General features: G+C 54.1%; 11 protein-coding genes. All 11 read right to left on the bottom strand.

Annotated elements, in window-relative coordinates; translation table 11 throughout:
- Positions 1–129: 129 nt before the first annotated feature.
- The gene (locus tag HMPREF1508_RS03180) at positions 130–1,473 is read right to left on the bottom strand and encodes a replication-associated recombination protein A (protein ID WP_044959336.1); all 1,344 of its coding nucleotides are present in this window, start codon (positions 1,471–1,473) and stop codon (positions 130–132) included.
- A 33-nt stretch (positions 1,474–1,506) separates the two neighbouring features.
- Positions 1,507–2,904 (bottom strand): MATE family efflux transporter, encoded by a 1,398-nt coding sequence (locus HMPREF1508_RS03175; protein ID WP_044959410.1) that lies wholly within the window; start codon positions 2,902–2,904, stop codon positions 1,507–1,509.
- Between the two features lie 67 nt (positions 2,905–2,971).
- Positions 2,972–3,772 (bottom strand): glutamate 5-kinase, encoded by an 801-nt coding sequence (proB, locus tag HMPREF1508_RS03170; RefSeq protein WP_006905812.1) that lies wholly within the window; start codon positions 3,770–3,772, stop codon positions 2,972–2,974.
- Positions 3,773–3,958: 186 nt separating this feature from the next.
- The gene (locus tag HMPREF1508_RS03165; protein WP_198015553.1) at positions 3,959–4,768 is read right to left on the bottom strand and encodes a TraX family protein; all 810 of its coding nucleotides are present in this window, start codon (positions 4,766–4,768) and stop codon (positions 3,959–3,961) included.
- A gap of 141 nt (positions 4,769–4,909) precedes the next feature.
- Entirely contained in the window at positions 4,910–7,495 is a 2,586-nt protein-coding gene (gene clpB, locus HMPREF1508_RS03160) for an ATP-dependent chaperone ClpB (RefSeq protein ID WP_044959335.1), read from the bottom strand.
- A gap of 285 nt (positions 7,496–7,780) precedes the next feature.
- Positions 7,781–8,695 (bottom strand): MBL fold metallo-hydrolase, encoded by a 915-nt coding sequence (locus HMPREF1508_RS03155; protein ID WP_049906867.1) that lies wholly within the window; start codon positions 8,693–8,695, stop codon positions 7,781–7,783.
- Between the two features lie 121 nt (positions 8,696–8,816).
- Positions 8,817–9,656, bottom strand: coding sequence for an undecaprenyl-diphosphate phosphatase (locus tag HMPREF1508_RS03150; RefSeq protein WP_044959334.1), 840 nt, complete (start codon positions 9,654–9,656; stop codon positions 8,817–8,819).
- Positions 9,657–9,793: 137 nt separating this feature from the next.
- Positions 9,794–11,050 (bottom strand): AI-2E family transporter, encoded by a 1,257-nt coding sequence (locus tag HMPREF1508_RS03145; RefSeq protein ID WP_044959333.1) that lies wholly within the window; start codon positions 11,048–11,050, stop codon positions 9,794–9,796.
- A 19-nt stretch (positions 11,051–11,069) separates the two neighbouring features.
- Positions 11,070–12,320 carry a PIN domain-containing protein gene (locus tag HMPREF1508_RS03140; RefSeq protein WP_044959331.1) on the bottom strand — a complete coding sequence of 417 codons (1,251 nt, stop codon included), beginning with the start codon at positions 12,318–12,320 and terminating at the stop codon, positions 11,070–11,072.
- 185 nt (positions 12,321–12,505) lie between these two features.
- Complete coding sequence (locus tag HMPREF1508_RS03135) at positions 12,506–14,473, bottom strand: hypothetical protein (RefSeq protein ID WP_044959329.1); 1,968 nt, start codon at positions 14,471–14,473, stop codon at positions 12,506–12,508.
- Positions 14,470–16,170 carry a serine/threonine protein kinase gene (locus HMPREF1508_RS03130; RefSeq protein ID WP_084640221.1) on the bottom strand — a complete coding sequence of 567 codons (1,701 nt, stop codon included), beginning with the start codon at positions 16,168–16,170 and terminating at the stop codon, positions 14,470–14,472. The genes HMPREF1508_RS03135 and HMPREF1508_RS03130 overlap by 4 nt, the downstream gene beginning before the upstream one ends.
- Positions 16,171–16,178 lie beyond the last annotated feature (8 nt).

Below are 16,178 nucleotides of genomic sequence, written 5' to 3'. Positions count from 1 at the left end.
ATGATCTCTTAACTCCGACATCAGATTCTCATCCCGCCTGTGTCACTGATTCCATCTCCGCGTCTTGAGCGGGATAAGCCCTATTCTATCATGAAGTCGCTTGGCTCGCAGTTCTTCCTGCTCTTTCCCTCACACTTCCTCCGTCTCTTCCTCCGCTCCTCTGCGGATCTGCTCCATCCAGTCTTTCATCTGCTTCTCATAGCCCTGGTCTGACAGCTCATAGAATCGCTCTCCTACCAGGGAGTCCGGCAGATACTGCTGTCTGACATAGTGGTTGGGCCAGTCATGGGCGTATTTGTAGCCGATCCCATGCCCGAGCCTGGCGCTCCCCCCGTAATGGGCATCCCGCAGATGGCCCGGCACGGTCTCAGTCATTGTAGTCTTGACCGTCTTCATCGCCTTCATGATTCCGTTTACCGCGGAATTCGATTTGGGAGCGCAGGCCACATAGGCTGCTGCCTGGGCCAGGATAATCTGGCTCTCCGGCATGCCGATCCTCTCCACCTCCTGCGCCGCGCTGCTGGCGACCACCATGGCCATGGGATCCGCATTCCCCACATCCTCCGAGGCGCAGATACAGATCCGCCTCGCGATGAATTTGACGTCCTCTCCCGCATAGAGCATGCGGGCAAGATAATAGATCGCCGCATCGGGGTCGCTGCCCCGCATGGACTTGATGAAGGCGGAGATGGTGTCGTAGTGGCCGTCTCCCTTCTTGTCGTACTTGACCACCCGCCTCTGGATGCACTCGCTGGCCACCTCCAGACTAATGTGAATCTTGCCGTCCTCGGATCGGGGAGTCGTCAGGATCCCGAGTTCTATGGCCGTGAGAGCATTTCTGGCGTCTCCATTGGCCATATCCGCCAGAAAATCCAGCGCGTCCTCCGCGATTACGGCTCCATAGCTGCCCATCCCCTTTTCCCTGTCGCTGATCGCCCGAAGCAGGAGCTTGCGAATGTTCTCCTGAGAGAGGGGCTTGAGCTCAAAGATCACCGACCGGGAGAGCAGGGCTCCATTGACTTCAAAATAGGGATTCTCGGTCGTAGCCCCGATCAGGATGACTGTCCCGTCCTCCACATAGGGAAGGAGATAGTCCTGCTGCCCCTTGTTGAAGCGATGAATCTCATCAATAAAGAGGATGGTCTTTTTCCCATACATGCCAAGGGTATCTTTGGCTGCCTCAACGGCCTCCTGCATATCCTTTTTACCCGCTGTCGTGGCATTGATCTGCCGGAAATCTGCGGAGGTCGTATTGGCGATCACCCTGGCCAGAGTCGTCTTGCCTGTCCCCGGCGGGCCATAGAAGATGACTGACGACAGCTTATCCGCCTTGATGGCCCGGTAGAGAAGCTTGTCCTCGCCTATGATATGCTCCTGGCCAACGACCTCTTCCAGACAGGTCGGGCGCAGGCGGGAAGCCAGAGGAGACTCATGCTCCTGATTTTTATTTCTGGCATAGTCAAATAAATCCATATGGTCCTCTCAAATCCGCTTCCTCGCGGTCTTTCATTCCTTCTTTGGCGCAGGGGGGCTTGCATCCATCCTGGCCCTGCCCCTCCTGATCCTCTGCTCGATCCTGCCAATCACATAAAAATGATAGGCAAAGGCCGTAAAGAGACCGGCCGTAAGCCAGGCGGACGCGTCGCAGGCAGCCGCGAGCAGGTAAGAGCCCAGCCGCATGGAGACAGCCGCCGGAATGACTCTGGCCACCAGCTCTACCACGCCTCCCATCATCGGCAGAAAGCCGTAACCGCAGCCCTGCATGATGTTGCGGAAGATGAAGATCATGCCCAGGGGAATGTAACAGGACATGGAAAAGTAGATATAGGGTCTGGCAAATTCCATCAATTTCCCGGTATCTGTCCCCGCCGGGAAAAAGAGGCGCATGAGCGGATGAAGAAGGAGCAGGATCAGGATGGAGATCAGGGCCGCATAGGCGACGTCGATCTGCATGGCCGCTCTGACCCCGGACCGGATGCGGTCGGGACGAGCCGCCCCATAATTCTGTCCTCCGTAGGCAGCCATGGATTGTCCGAGCGCCGCGAAGCCCTGGGTCAGCAGGGTGGACATCTTACTGGCCGCCGTAAAGGCCGCCACGGCTGTCGGGCCGAAGGTATTGACCGCCGTCTGCAGGACCATGGTCCCCGACGCGGTGATGCCAAACTGCAGGGCCATGGGAACCCCGACTCGAATCTGGCGTATGGCCATGCCCCGGTCAAGTCTCCAAAAATCCCGATAAGGTCGCAGATCTGGCATTTTTCGCCCGATATATACAGCTGCGACAAGGGCTGCGATCACCTGGGAGATAACCGTGGCATAGGCCGCCCCCTCCGTTCCCATGCCCAAGCCCGGAATAAAAAGCAAATCGAGCACAATATTACAGCCGGCACCGATCATGAGAAAGACCAGGGGGAGCCTGGAATTGCCGACCGCAGTCAGGAGAGAAGAACCCAGGGTGTAGAGTACTATGCTGAAGAGGCCTGCACAGATGACAATGATATAGCGGTAGGCGTCATCATAGATCTCCGCCGGTGTGTTCATTACCAGCAGGATTCTATGCATAAAGAGGGTGGAGAAGAAGGTCAGGATCAGAATGACCCCAAAGCTCAGCATGAGGGCATTGGAGGCCGACCGCCTGGTCCCCTTCGGATCCATGGCCCCGAAATGCTGGGCTGTCAGGACGGTAAAGCCGGTTGTCAGCCCGGTAGCAAGCCCCTGGACCAGAAAGATGATCGTCCCGGTTGACCCGACTGCCGCCAGAGCATTTTCCCCCAGGAACCGGCCCACAATGACCGTGTCCACCAGGTTGTACAGCTGCATGAACATATTGCCCAGAAAAAGCGGCAAAGTAAAGCGGAGAATGACTGCCAGGGGTCTTCCCTCTGTCAAATGTACACTCGTCATCACAGTCCTTTCTTCGGCCCGGGCCCACTCCAAAGGCTCCCTCCGGCTGATATCTCATTTGATCCGATTACTTTCCCCGGGCTACGAAGAGGGTCCCCACCTTCTTCTCATCCATGATGTCATAGAGGGACTCCGGATGCGCCCCATTGGTCACTATGGTATCTATTCCATTGGCCGTAGCCAGTTCCGCCGCCTTGAGCTTGGTCTGCATACCTCCGGTTCCCCGTCGGCTTCCGGCGCCGCCGGCCAGGTCGTAGGTCTCTTTTGTGATCTCTTCGATGCGGGAGATCAGCCTGGCATTCCTGAAGAGGCGGGGATCCGCGTCATAAAATCCCTCAATATCTGACAGGATCACCAAAAGGTCTGCCTGGCAGAGGACGGAGACGACGGCAGACAGCATATCATTGTCTCCGAAGAGCTTCTCCTCCGACTCGATCTCCGTGTAGGAGACGGAGTCATTCTCATTGACAATGGGAATGATCCCCTGCTCCAAAAGGGCAAAGAAGGTGTTGGCCAGGTTCTCCCGCTTGACCTCCTGTTCGATGTCCTCCGCATTTAAGAGGATCTGAGCGACTGTCTTGTCGTACTCCCCGAAGAATTTATCATAGAGAAACATATTCTCGCACTGACCCACAGCGGCAGCCGCCTGTTTCATCCGCATCTGGCTCGGCTTCTCGGGCAGGTGCATCTTGTTGGCTCCCACGGCGATAGCCCCGGAGGAAACCAGGAGGACTTCATGCCCCATATTCTGAATGTCGGACAATACTCTCGCCAGATGATCCAGGGTCCGCAGATTGCTCTTTCCCATCTCATTGGTCAGAGTTGAGGTCCCCACCTTGACAACGATTCGCTTTCTCTTAATTCCCATGTCTGCTCCTCTTTGACTATTCTGATATCACTCAGGAGAGTTTGTCCATTATAGAATATTTTTGGCCCCTGTAACAGGGATCCGATCAAACTTTCCCAAATGATACATGAGGTCAAATCTTATGAAATCCAATCCCTCTCGCAGGGCGCCGCCCTGCCTGACCGCGGACCGGCCTTTCTGTTTGACTCAAGAAGCCACAAGGCGGCTGATCCCATACAGGACAAGCAGGTGCCCAGGGTAGAAGACATAGAAAAACCACTTGTGAAAAGGCCTCCTGCTCCCGGCCTGGCCATTGTAGGCAAAACGGAGCAAAAAGAGGGGGAGGAGGATGCCCGACAGATACATTTCACAGCGGATCGGCGCCCCGCCGACAATCTCAAAGAACCCCAGGAGAAAAGTATAGATGATGGTCATCTCAAAATAGGCTCTCCACATGCGAGATTTATCCTGATAATTGCGGACCAGCAAAAGGGGCATGATCACCCCGTATCCCGGCCAATCCCCCCAGATGCTAAGGAGCATACAGGCGCAGACCGCCAGTCGGCGGACCTGGGGGTTCTGGTCCTTCCTCTGGTCAAAACAGCAGGCCAGAAGGCCCAGAAAGAGGGTATATATGATACCGAAATTGGTCCCCAGAGGACTGCGAACATTGAAATAGAGGCAAAAGGGAATCCAGGAGATCAGAGCGAAAATCCCCATACGGGTCAGGTATTTCTTCAGATTCCGCGTGTGGATAAATCCCTCCGCTATGAAAAAGGCCATCGCCGGCCCTGTCAACCGCCCGATAAAATGCATGACCTGCCCCTGCCAGCTGCAGGATGGAACAAAGCGCCAGGCGATGTGATCAATGACCATGGCCAGGATCACCAGGTATTTAATTTGATTTCGATTGAGAGAAAGCGTTTTCATAGAGCTATTGTCCCACAGGCCCCCCGCCGAGGGCAAGCCAATATAAAAATCGGCTTCCCTGGCATCATGCACACAAACCTGATGCATGATGCCGGAAAACCGGCTTTGCTTTCTCATTTTCTTTTCTATATAGCAATAGAATACTCACAGAACTTGTATTCTGTCGTTCATAACTATGGAATACCCGCGGCGCGGGCATTCCATAGTAAAACGGCGTCCTGATCAGGCTCACTCCTTCTCTGCGGACAGCTGATCATCCTTCACTGCAATTTTGATGCTGTCTCCCATATCAATCTGTCCCTGCAGAATAATACGGGCAACCAGGGTCTCAACGGTCTTCTGAATATAGCGCTTTAAGGGACGGGCACCATAGGCTGGCTCATAACCATGGTCGATGATAAAGTCCCTGGCCTGGTCTGTCAGTACAACCTTGATCTGACGGTCATCCATACGGGCATTGAGCTCCGCGAGCTGCAAGTCTACAATCTTACCGATGTTGGACTTGGTCAGGGGCTTGAACATGATGATCTCATCCAGACGATTGATGAACTCCGGCCGGAAGTGCGTCTTGACCTGGTTCATAACCATCTCCTCCGCCTTAGGGCCGATCTCTCCGAACTCGTCAATGCCGTCCAGCAGATAGTCACTGCCCAGATTGGAGGTCATAATGATGATGGTGTTCTTGAAGTCCACCGTCCGGCCCTGGGAATCCGTGATACGCCCATCATCCAAAACCTGCAGGAGAATATTGAAAACATCCGGATGAGCCTTCTCCACCTCGTCGAAGAGGACAACGGAATAGGGCTTGCGGCGAACCGCCTCGGTCAGCTGGCCGCCCTCGTCATAGCCGACATATCCGGGAGGCGCTCCGATCAGGCGGGATACGGAATACTTCTCCATGTACTCGCTCATATCGAGACGGACAATATTCTTCTCATCGTCAAAGAGACTGGCGGCCAGGGTCTTGGCCAGCTCTGTCTTACCGACGCCGGTGGGTCCTAAGAAGAGGAAGGATCCGATGGGTCTGGACGGGTCCTTGATCCCCGCCCTGCTGCGGATGATGGCCTCAGTGACCAGTTGAACCGCCTGATCCTGACCCACTACCCTCTTGTGAAGCTCTTCGTCCAGATGCAGGGTCTTATTGCGCTCGCTCTCTCCCAGCTTGGCCACCGGAATCCCGGTCCAGCGGGAGACAATGCGGGCGATCTCATCCTCCGTCACAGCCTCGTGGACCATGCCCATATCCTTGCCTTCTATGTTGGCTTCTTCCGCTTTTAAGGATTCCTGCAGCTTGGGCAGCTTGCCGTACTGCAGCTCCGCCGCCTTGGACAGGTCGTAGGATGTCTTGGCCCGTTCGATTTCCTTCTTAGTCTCCTCGATCTCCTCACGGAGGGCAGAGACCTTGTCCAGGGCATTCTTCTCATTCTCCCACTGTGCCTTGCGGCTGTTGAGCTCCTCTTTTAAGTCTGCCAGCTCGCGGGTCAGCTTCTCCAGTCGCTCCTTAGAGAGGGAATCGGTCTCCTTCTTCAGAGCCTCCTCCTCAATCTGCATCTGCATCACCTTGCGGTTGATCTCGTCCAGATCCTCCGGCATGGAATCCATCTCTGTGCGAATCGAAGCACAGGCCTCATCGACCAGGTCAATTGCCTTATCCGGGAGAAAACGGTCTGTAATATAGCGGTTAGAGAGGGTCGCGGCGGAGACTAAGGCCGCGTCCTGAATCTTCACATGATGGAAGACCTCATAGCGGTCTTTGAGTCCGCGCAGGATTGATATGGTATCCTCCACCGTCGGCTCATCCACCATAACCGGCTGAAACCGCCTTGCCAGGGCCTGATCCTTCTCAATATACTCCCGGTACTCATCTAATGTGGTCGCCCCGATGCAGTGAAGTTCTCCTCTGGCCAGCATGGGCTTTAACATATTGCCGGCGTCCAGAGCTCCGTCTGTCTTTCCGGCGCCCACAATGGTGTGGAGTTCGTCAATGAACATAAGGATCTGTCCCTCTGACTTCTTAACGGAGTCGAGGACAGCCTTGAGACGTTCCTCGAACTCGCCCCGATACTTGGCTCCGGCCACCAGAGCCCCCATATCCAGGGCGAAGATCTTCTTGTCTTTCAAGGTATCCGGCACATCTCCCCTGGCGATACGCTGGGCCAAGCCCTCGACCACGGCGGTCTTGCCAACGCCGGGATCGCCGATTAAGACGGGGTTGTTCTTGGACTTGCGGGAGAGAATCCGAATCACGTTGCGGATCTCCTCATCCCTTCCGATGATGGGGTCCGCCTTCTGCTCCTTGGCTCTGGCCACCATCTCATGACCGTACTTGTCCAGGGCCTCATAGGTGTCCTCTGGATTGTCACTGGTGACCCGGACATTGCCTCTCACCTGAGAGAGGGCCGTCAAAAAACGCTCCCTGGTCAGCCCGTACTCGCTCATCAGAGCCTTCATGCCCCTGCTGGCGAAGCGCATCATCGACAGGAAGAGGTGCTCCACGGAGACGTACTCATCTCCCATGGCCTTCGCCTCATCCTCCGCGTGATTCAAGGCGTCGTTGAGCGCCTGTGAGAAATAGCGCTGACCGGCCCCTGAGACCTTGGGCAGAGCATTGAGCTTGGACAGGGCATTTTCTGTAAAATGCTGCCCATTGATCTCCATCTTCTCCAGAAGCTTGGGGATCAGTCCGTCCTCCTGCTGCAGGAGAGCGACCAGAAGGTGCTCGTCGTCAATGGTCTGATTGCCGTAATCAGCCGCCAGCTTCTCTGTATTCTGTACTGCCTCGATGGACTTCTGTGTGAATTTTTGAATGTTCATAGGTCCACCTCCTTTTTCTCTTAGATTCGTGACAATGGAATATCCGCAAGGCGCGGATTCCATTGTCTGCTTTCCCGAAAAAATCTTCTGTGAGTTCTCACATCCTCTTTTCGTTTCACAGGTATGTTATAACACCAAAATTAGCACTCGTCAAGTTCGAGTGCTAACAATTTTTATCTTTCTTTTTCTTCCCCCATTTTTCGTTTTTTGTTTTTTGTTTTCTTTTCCCCTAATCCGTCCTGATTCTCCCTAATTCTTCTTAATTCTCAATTCGTCTTAATCCCATTAATCCAGATACTCCATCTTCTTCTCTACCTGAATCTGGGGGGCTACCAGGCTCTCAAAGCGATCGGCGCAGGAGGCGTCTCCGATCACACTCCCATAGTGACTCGGGATGACAATATCGGGTGCAATGGCATTGGCCAGTTCCGCCGCCTGCTCAGGGTCACAGGTGTATTTACCCCCGCATGGAATCAGGGCGATATCGCAGACCACGGACTTGGCCTCAGCCGTCGCGTCCGTGTCCCCGGCGACATAGACCTTTTTCTTCCCGTCATCGATCAGATACCCCAGCCAGCCCTTTTCTCTCGGGTGAAAATCTCTCCCGATCGTATAGGCTAAAATGCCGGCGATCCCTATCCCCTCCCAGTCCATCTCCTGGCCCGGCCTCAGATAACGGGTCTTCCCCCGCAGATCCGCCCTTCCCACTGAGATCATCTCTTCCATGCTCTCCGGGAATACATAGCGCGTTTCCTCTGTCGCCAGCTTGTCGATATCCTCTGGGGAGTAGTGATCATAGTGCTCATGGGTGATCAGAATCAGATCCGCGTCATGAGAAGCCTCCCTGATCTGATAGGGATCCAGATAGACTACTTTGCCGCAGACTTCCATCCGAACAGCCGCGTGTGTGATCAGACGGATGTTGGAGCTGTCCGTGAGGTCACCGGTGAATCCCATCTCTTCAAGGAGTTCAGCCGCCTTTTCCCTGGCCTCCTCGGCCACGAAAATACTGACAGGGTGGAAATCCCCTGCCCCCATGTAAATCCCCATCAGCTGATTGGCTCCGTCCTCGTGCTTGTAGGCGCATATCCCCTGGCTCTTTAAGGCGGCAATAGCCCGGTCCGCCTCAAATTCGTTCGTGAGAGTCAAAAGGCAGACTCCGATTCCATCCTCTTTGTGCTCACGCCCGAAAATACTCATATTCTTCCCATCCTCTCATCGATTTCATGACCACAGGGCATCAGCAGCGCTTACAGCCTGCGGCCCATGTCAACTTCATGTCAACAAAATGCCTGCTCAGCGAGGCCCCCTTCGAACCGGTTTAATGCAACAGCGCAAAATAGAGAATCACCGCGAACCCCAGCACGATACGGTACATGCCGAAAGGCTTAAAATCGTGCTTGCGGATGTAGTCCATCAGGAAGCGGATGATCACAAGGGATACAAAGAAGGCGACAAGCATCCCCGTCAAAAGAATGGCCGCTTCCATGCCGCTGAAGTAAGCTCCCCCCACAAAATACTTGACAATCTTCAGAAGGCTGGCCCCCAGCATCACCGGAATCGCCAGAATAAAGGTGAATTCCGCGGCAATCTTGCGGGAGACGCCAATGGAGAGGGCGCCGACGATGGTTGCTCCGGATCTGGATGTTCCCGGGAAGACAGCTGCCAGGAGCTGAAAGATCCCGATGATCAGGGCATCCTTCATGGTCAGCTCTTCCAGGCTTGTCACAAGAGGCTGTCTGTCGGCATTTCTCTTCTCCACCAAAAGGAAGACAAGGCCGACTAAAATCAGCATAATCGAAACCACCCACCAGTTGTAGAGATGCTCATCTAACCAGTCGTCCAGGACAAGCCCCACGACAGCCGCCGGGATACAGGCCGCTATGACCTTGATCCAGAGGGCAATGGTCTTGCGGCTGACATAGTGCCTTCCCGTTTTTTTCGACCTTCGAACCGGCCAGATCGTCTTCCAATAGAGGAGGATGACCGCAAGAATAGCGCCGAACTGAATGACAACCAGAAACATCTTCCAGAATTCATTCGAGACATCCAGCTTGACGAATTCATTCAGCAGAATCATGTGACCTGTGGAGGATACCGGGAGCCACTCTGTCACTCCCTCCACAATGCCAAAGAGAATGGCCTTGAGAATCTGAAACATACACTCCTCCTCTTCCTGATAGCTTGCTTAACTTTCCTGTTTCCCTATGTAAACCTGTTTCCCTATATAAACCTCTATAAGTTAGTTGCGTTCAATAGCTGCCTGTATTTTCGCTCCATCCCGTTCGGGATCATTCTTCACGGGGCAGTGCTGTCCGCTTCCAAAGGTTCCCCGGTCGAATCAGGCACCTTTGTCGTGGGATCTTCCGGAGAAATGACCCTGGCATGCTCCTGGCCCTCTCCCCGGCGGAATTCCGCGTCTCTTCTCTCGCGGAAATGCCTCAGCCGAACCAGGATCGACTCTCGATAGACAAAATCGGAAATCGCCGCAAAGGGAATTGCCAAAAGGATTCCAATCACGCCGAAGGCCTTGCCTCCCACGATAATGCAGATCAAAATCCAAATGCCCGCCACTCCTAAGGTGTTGCCAAAGAGACGGGGCTTAATCACGTATCCGTCGATGGTCTGCAGGATAATCGTAAAGATCAGGAACCAAAGGGCATGCCAGGGATTGATCAGAAGCAGGATCAGAGATCCGATGGCCCCGCCCAGAATCGGTCCGAAGGTCGGAGCCAGATTCGTCACGCCGACAACAAGAGATAGAAGCACGGCATAGGGCATCTGCATGATCATCATAAAAATGAAGTTGGCAAACGCGACGATCAGACCGTCTAAGATCGTACCTCCAATATAGCGGATCAGGATCCGATCCGACCTCTTGGCAAAATCTCTCAGCTCCCGGTAACGCTGCCGGCTCAAAAGCAATCCCATCAGCTGGCGCAGGCCCCCCATCCACCGCTCCATGTCCATCAGAAAATAGATGGCCATGATAATACCGATCACCCAGTCGAAAACGCCGACGCCGATATTAGTAACAAAATGCAGAAGCTGACTGGGCTGACTGGGAAGAAGATTGGTCAGGCCGTCCAGACCTTCCTTGATCATGTCTGACAGATTACTGACATCACGCCCGTTTTGCCTTAAGGCATCCACAGCCAGAGCAATCAGCTTCTGCAGACTTGCGATGTAATCCCCCGCGTTCTGAAGGAAGCGCACCACAGACCCGATCAATTGCGGAATCAGGGCAATCATTAAAAGCACGATCAGAAGCAATACCACAAGTATGGTTGCCGTCACCGAGAAGACATGCCGGGTCTTGGGCCTGAAATGCTTCATCCGCGAGAAGACCTTCCGCTCAAATACGTTGACCAGCGGATGCAGTACGTAAGCAATCACAAGTCCCAGAAGGACGGGACGGGTGACCGCGGCGACGGTACTGATCGCCCCCGCAAGCACATTGAGATGAGACAGGGCCAGATAAATGAGGATTGCTGTCCCTAATCCCAGGGCAATCTGCACCCAGGTCTGTTTGTAAAAGTTTTTACTGATTTTCATCCTTCAACCACTCGATTCATTACTTCAGCATAGACTGGATCACCCTGAGATTCCCCTTAAAAAGCTTATAGTATGCTGTACCCTGCTCATCATCAAAACGCTTGACAAATTCCCTGTGAAGGTCCGCAAGATGGTCTGCGTCCGCCTGACGCAAAAGCTTGCAGATCTCGGGGCGGTCCGTCTGCGGCAGCTCATTCACCCGCAGAAAGATTTCCACATAGTTTCGCAGCCTGCCGTTTGCATTGGCCAGATATGCCCTGTCCGCTTCCGTCTTCCAATCCGCCTGATTCTGCAGCTGCTCAAAGACCCGATTGCCCGGATTTTCTCCCAGGAGATGATTGAGGCTCTGGCGAAAATCCGCCTCTTTTGAAATCGGAATGGATTTGCTCAGTCCCTTGACTGCCTGAAGTTCTCTTGCACCCGGCAGTGAGCGCCCGGCCTCTTTTTCTCCTTTTGACGAGGCCAGCTGCTGCGGTCTGTCCTTGGTCCCGGCCCCGGCAGGGGCCTGACCTCTTCCTGTCCTTGATCCCGCCCGTGCGGGGGTCCGGCTTGTCCCTGTCCTTGATTTCGTCCGCCCCGAATCCTGACCTGGCCCGGTCTTTGATCCCGTCCGCGCAAAGCTCTGACCTGAACTGGATCTCTCCTTTCCCTGCACACTTTTTCTGGTTTGCGCAGAAGTTTGACCCGACCCGGCCCTCGATCTAGTCCGACCAGGGGCCTGACCGGAACCGGCCCTCGATCCCGTTCGCCCGGAGCCTTGACCTGACGGCTCCGCAGATCGCGTCTCACTTCTCTTTTCCGCCGCAGGCTCTTGCGTCCTGACTGCCTGGTCCTGACCGGTCACCTTCTTAAAGATCTTTAAAACGACGCTCTCCTTCGCGACCGGCTGAGGGCTCGCCTTTTTCTCCATCTTCGTCTGTATCGGCTGGCGCTTGATCTGGATCCCTCTCTCCTGCCAGAAACAGGAGACCGGATCATAGCCCTTGTCATTGGAAATAATCACATAGTGACAATCCCTCTTAGAAGCGATCATGTAGCCCAGATAAGAGACCAGTTGAAAATCAAGGGCATTGGTTCCCTTATGACATCCGATCGCCTCAAACTCACATCCCTTGGCCGCAAAATCCGCCATACGCTCCCAGGACAATTTGGGACTGTTGTCTGTATAGAAGGCCACCACCTTATCTCTGGGTTGGATCTCCGCGATCGCGTCCACCCAGATTTCATTCACATTTTCTGTATCGACCAGGTATATGGTCTGTGTTTTCATCAATATTCAAGTACCTTTCCGGAATTATTCTCACTGTTAAAACGCGTCCGAACACATAAATCGGCTTTATTTTAACACAAATACTTCCCATAAAAATACGCAAAGGCCAACCGCCATCTCTCCCACCCCGCACTTCCATAAAAATCCCGAAATACAGCTGCGGTCTGCGACAGTCAGCCTGATGATTATTTCTTATCGCGAGCGCGGCGGATCAGGACGCCCCATATCAATCCCCCGGCCAGAAGCGCCCCGAAAGCGCCTCCAAGAATCAGATATTGACTGGTCGGCAGCGTCTTTTTCAACCCTGCCTTTCCCTGTGATCCCCGGCCCAAAAACGCATCCTCTTTCTTCAAATCCGATTGCCCGGCGGCTGACATCAGACCATCTGTATTGGCCTCTTCCTTTCCTGTCAGATCATCCGCCCGCTGCCCCCTTTCTTCTCCCTCTTTTCCCTTCCCGCGTGTCAGATCCGTCAGTCTCTCCAGGATATTCTTTTTCTCCACATGAATGCCGCGATAGACCTTTTCGCTTTGATTTCCCGCCGCGTCTTCTGCCTCCAATCGGATTTCCTCATAGCTTCCTCTCGCAAGGTCTAAGAAATAGCGATTTCCCTCAATCCGCAGGGGGGCCTCATTCTTATCTAGGAAACAGCGAACCTTGCTGACCTCCTGATTATCCCGGATCACAAGCTCCACTGTGTATTGATCCGAATCCACGCGGAGTCCGTCCTCCAGGGACAAGGCATAAATTACCGGTTTCGTCCGATCCAGGCGAAAGCGCAAGCCCTCCTTTTCTCCGAATCGGCCCTGGTTACCCGAAACGTCTCTGGTCATCACCTCTATTTCATAGAGCCCGTCCGTCTCAAACAGATTCCTGGGAATTTGGTAAATATGCCTCCAGAATCCGTTCTCGTCCTGATCCGAATCCAGCCGGTAGTCCTCCGGCCGCAGGAGACGGCTGATCCCATCCTGCCGCAGAAGCAGTCTGGGAAATCCTGTCTCCATCGCGTCAAGATTATCCTCGCGGAGCAAAAAATCCGGGAGATGACGAAGGGTCTGATCAAAGAGCTCTCTTGCGTCCCCCTCGAGCTGAAAGGCGGATCCCCGCCGATTGACCAGAAAGCTGCGGGACAGATGACTCCGGTTTCCTGCCGCATCTCTTGCGCTGACTTCGATGGAATATCTTCCATCTTCCGAAAAAATATGCTCCGGAAAGAGGAGTTCTCCCTCTGACGTCTGTTGAACCTCCCGGCTCAGATCGCTTCTTTTCTCCCTGGTCTGGCGCACCAGGCGCAGCCGCGTGGCCCTGGGGTCAGGATGCGCGTCCTCCACCCGAATTCTTCCGCTGACTTTTCCCCGATGGCTTCCCTCGGACAGGCCTTCCAGCTGGAAGGTCGGTTTGGTCTGATCAATGATAAAGGTCTCTGAGACCAGCCGGCTCTCATGCCCTGCCAGATCTCTTCCCGTCAGCTCCAGCCGGTGGCGTCCATCCCCGCCCACCCGGATTTTCCCTCTACTTTCCTCTCCCTCTCCTTTCCACTCGACAGGCAATGGTTTTTTATCTAAAGTCACTTCCAGGTGTTCCCGGTCGAGATTAGCGTCCCTGGCAAGGAGATGGAATTCAACCGGCCCGGCATAGATTGCCTTTTTCTCTCCCCGGAGACTGACCGCAAGCTCCGGCTCCCGGAAGTCCAGTTCATACTCCTCGTTTTTGAGAATCTTCTGTCCCGTGATCAACTCAATCTCTGCTGCCAGACGAACACGATCTTCTTCCCCGGCGCCCTCGATCTCAATCTCACTGTCTCCCTTATAAACAGATCCCTCTTCGCTCTCCTCCCTGTCAAACCGCGCAAGCTCTCCCTTTTTAATCTCAAGTTTCTCTCCCGATTCCTGTCCCTCTTTCTGTCTTCCCGTCAGAGACTGAAGACTCCAGGAAATTCTTCGGATGGGGATCTGCTCGCTCTTAACCTCAAGCTTCACATGAAATTTTTCTGCATAGATTTTTCTGCCGTCCGCAATCTGCACTGCTTCCACCTCAGGACTCATCCGCAGATCTACCATGCGGTTTAAGGCCCCCTCCTCAATCGGAAAGGGAATCATTGGCCTTCCCATTGAAAGCACTGTCACAAGCCCCAGTATCAACATCTTTCTCATATCTTTCCCCCTCTTTCTCTCTCAAGCAAGTCCAGCACCTGTCTGCTGTCCTCAAGCACCTTTGTCACAAATGGATTCCCTGACCTCATGGCTCGAATGTTCTCAGCCAGGCGGCCCAATACCTGCTCATATTCCTCTTCTGACACCCCGTCCTCCAGGAAATGCCCTCTCTGACGGTAGAGGCTCTCTAAGACCTCCTGCCTCCCCCGGGATCGAATCAGGTCATTCTCCGCCTTATCCAGGCTGTTCTCGTATTCCTTCAGCCGAAGAAAATGCGCCCGATACAAACCCTTCTCCCTCCCCTCACGGGTCCACTTCGCGATCTCGCGATGGAAATGGATCAGAGCCAGGTGTTCTTCCAGATCCTTCTTCACCTCCCCCCTGCTCTCCCAAAGATCAGGCAAGGACGCGCCCTGCCGTTCTGCTCTGTTTTCATGTGTCCCCTCTCCCTGCGCAGGTTGATCCATGCTCTCGCGCAGGGCCTCTTCTCCCTGTACATGCTGATCTCCGCTCCTGCGCAAGGCCTCCTCTCCCCTCTCAAGCCACTCTCCGGCTGCCTGCATCCGGGCCTCCTGCCCGATTTGATCCCCAGATGCATCTATCCCGTAGTAATACCAGTAGAGCTTCCCCAGCTGCAGACAGATCGCGGCGTAAGTCAGAGGCTCCTCTCTGGCGAGTCTCTTTGAAGGTTCGCTTGCCAGAAGCTCCAGTAAGTCCTTTTCCTCTTCCTGGCTGAAAACCAGGTCTTCCTTATCCCGGCGAAGCATTGTCTCCAGCCTTGCTCCCATACTTTTCGCCTGATTTTGACTTGTTTTGTCGCCTCTCCACAGAGCAGGCAGAACTGTGCAAAAACACAGCACTGTCAACAGCAGGATTCCCGCGGGCAAAAGAAAAGTCCTCTTTTTAACGCGTCCTTGGCCCGAAGGCAGATTTCCTGTCGCGGATAATTTTGTCAGCGCGGCTTCCAGTTCTCCTGCCGTCTGAAAGCGATCCTCCGGCCTCTTCTTGCAGCAGCTCTCAATCACTTGCCTCAGCCCATCTCTTCGACTGCCCTTATCATCGGGCAGATAGTCAAACATCTCCTTCAGGCAGACGCCCAGGGCATAGAGATCACTGCGCTCATCAAAGCTGCCTTCAAATTGTTCCGGCGCCGCGTAAGCCGGACTTCCCAGAGAAGACTCTTGATCCGGCAGACCTGAAAGAGATGTCAGCGTTCCAAAATCAATCAGCTTTAACCTGCCATTCGGGCAGATCATCACATTGGCGGGCTTTAAATCCCGATAAATCAGGGGAGGCTTCCTCCCGTGCAAATAGATTAAAATACGCGTCAGCTCTACTCCCCAGTCAAGCAGCTGATCCGCCGACAGTCCCCCGGGCCGGATCTGATCCATATAAGATCTCAGTGACTGTCCCTCCACAAGCTCCATCACAAGGCAGACGGTATCCGCCCCCTCCAACAGATCTACAAGATGCGGCAGACAAGGGTGATCCAAGTCCCGCAGAGCCATCAGTTCTCCGTAGCCTGACTGCAAACGGTTCTTGGGAATGCACTTGATCGCTCTTTGGATTCCTATATTCTCCTGGATTGCCAGATAAACCCGGGAGCCTGCGCCACGACCAAGCTCCCCCATAATGCGATATTTCGATGCGAGAAGGGCACCCTCTGCCAGAAAGGCGGGAGAAATCGATGTGTTCATAGATAATA

Origin of the sequence: Shuttleworthella sp. MSX8B (assembly GCF_000524295.1) — a bacterium.
In the GTDB taxonomy this organism is placed as follows: Bacteria; Bacillota; Clostridia; order Lachnospirales; family Lachnospiraceae; genus Shuttleworthia; species Shuttleworthia satelles.
Note: the sequence above shows the minus strand (reverse complement) of the source record. Positions and strands in the feature narration are given on the sequence as shown.

Coding starts and splice junctions, on each gene's coding strand:
- HMPREF1508_RS03180 (WP_044959336.1), bottom strand. CDS start 1,473: ATGGATTTATTTGACTATGCCAGAAATAAAAATCAGGAGCATGAGTCT.
- HMPREF1508_RS03175 (WP_044959410.1), bottom strand. CDS start 2,904: ATGACGAGTGTACATTTGACAGAGGGAAGACCCCTGGCAGTCATTCTC.
- proB (WP_006905812.1), bottom strand. CDS start 3,772: ATGGGAATTAAGAGAAAGCGAATCGTTGTCAAGGTGGGGACCTCAACT.
- HMPREF1508_RS03165 (WP_198015553.1), bottom strand. CDS start 4,768: ATGCATCAGGTTTGTGTGCATGATGCCAGGGAAGCCGATTTTTATATT.
- clpB (WP_044959335.1), bottom strand. CDS start 7,495: ATGAACATTCAAAAATTCACACAGAAGTCCATCGAGGCAGTACAGAAT.
- HMPREF1508_RS03155 (WP_049906867.1), bottom strand. CDS start 8,695: ATGAGTATTTTCGGGCGTGAGCACAAAGAGGATGGAATCGGAGTCTGC.
- HMPREF1508_RS03150 (WP_044959334.1), bottom strand. CDS start 9,656: ATGTTTCAGATTCTCAAGGCCATTCTCTTTGGCATTGTGGAGGGAGTG.
- HMPREF1508_RS03145 (WP_044959333.1), bottom strand. CDS start 11,050: ATGAAAATCAGTAAAAACTTTTACAAACAGACCTGGGTGCAGATTGCC.
- HMPREF1508_RS03140 (WP_044959331.1), bottom strand. CDS start 12,320: ATGAAAACACAGACCATATACCTGGTCGATACAGAAAATGTGAATGAA.
- HMPREF1508_RS03135 (WP_044959329.1), bottom strand. CDS start 14,473: ATGAGAAAGATGTTGATACTGGGGCTTGTGACAGTGCTTTCAATGGGA.
- HMPREF1508_RS03130 (WP_084640221.1), bottom strand. CDS start 16,170: ATGAACACATCGATTTCTCCCGCCTTTCTGGCAGAGGGTGCCCTTCTC.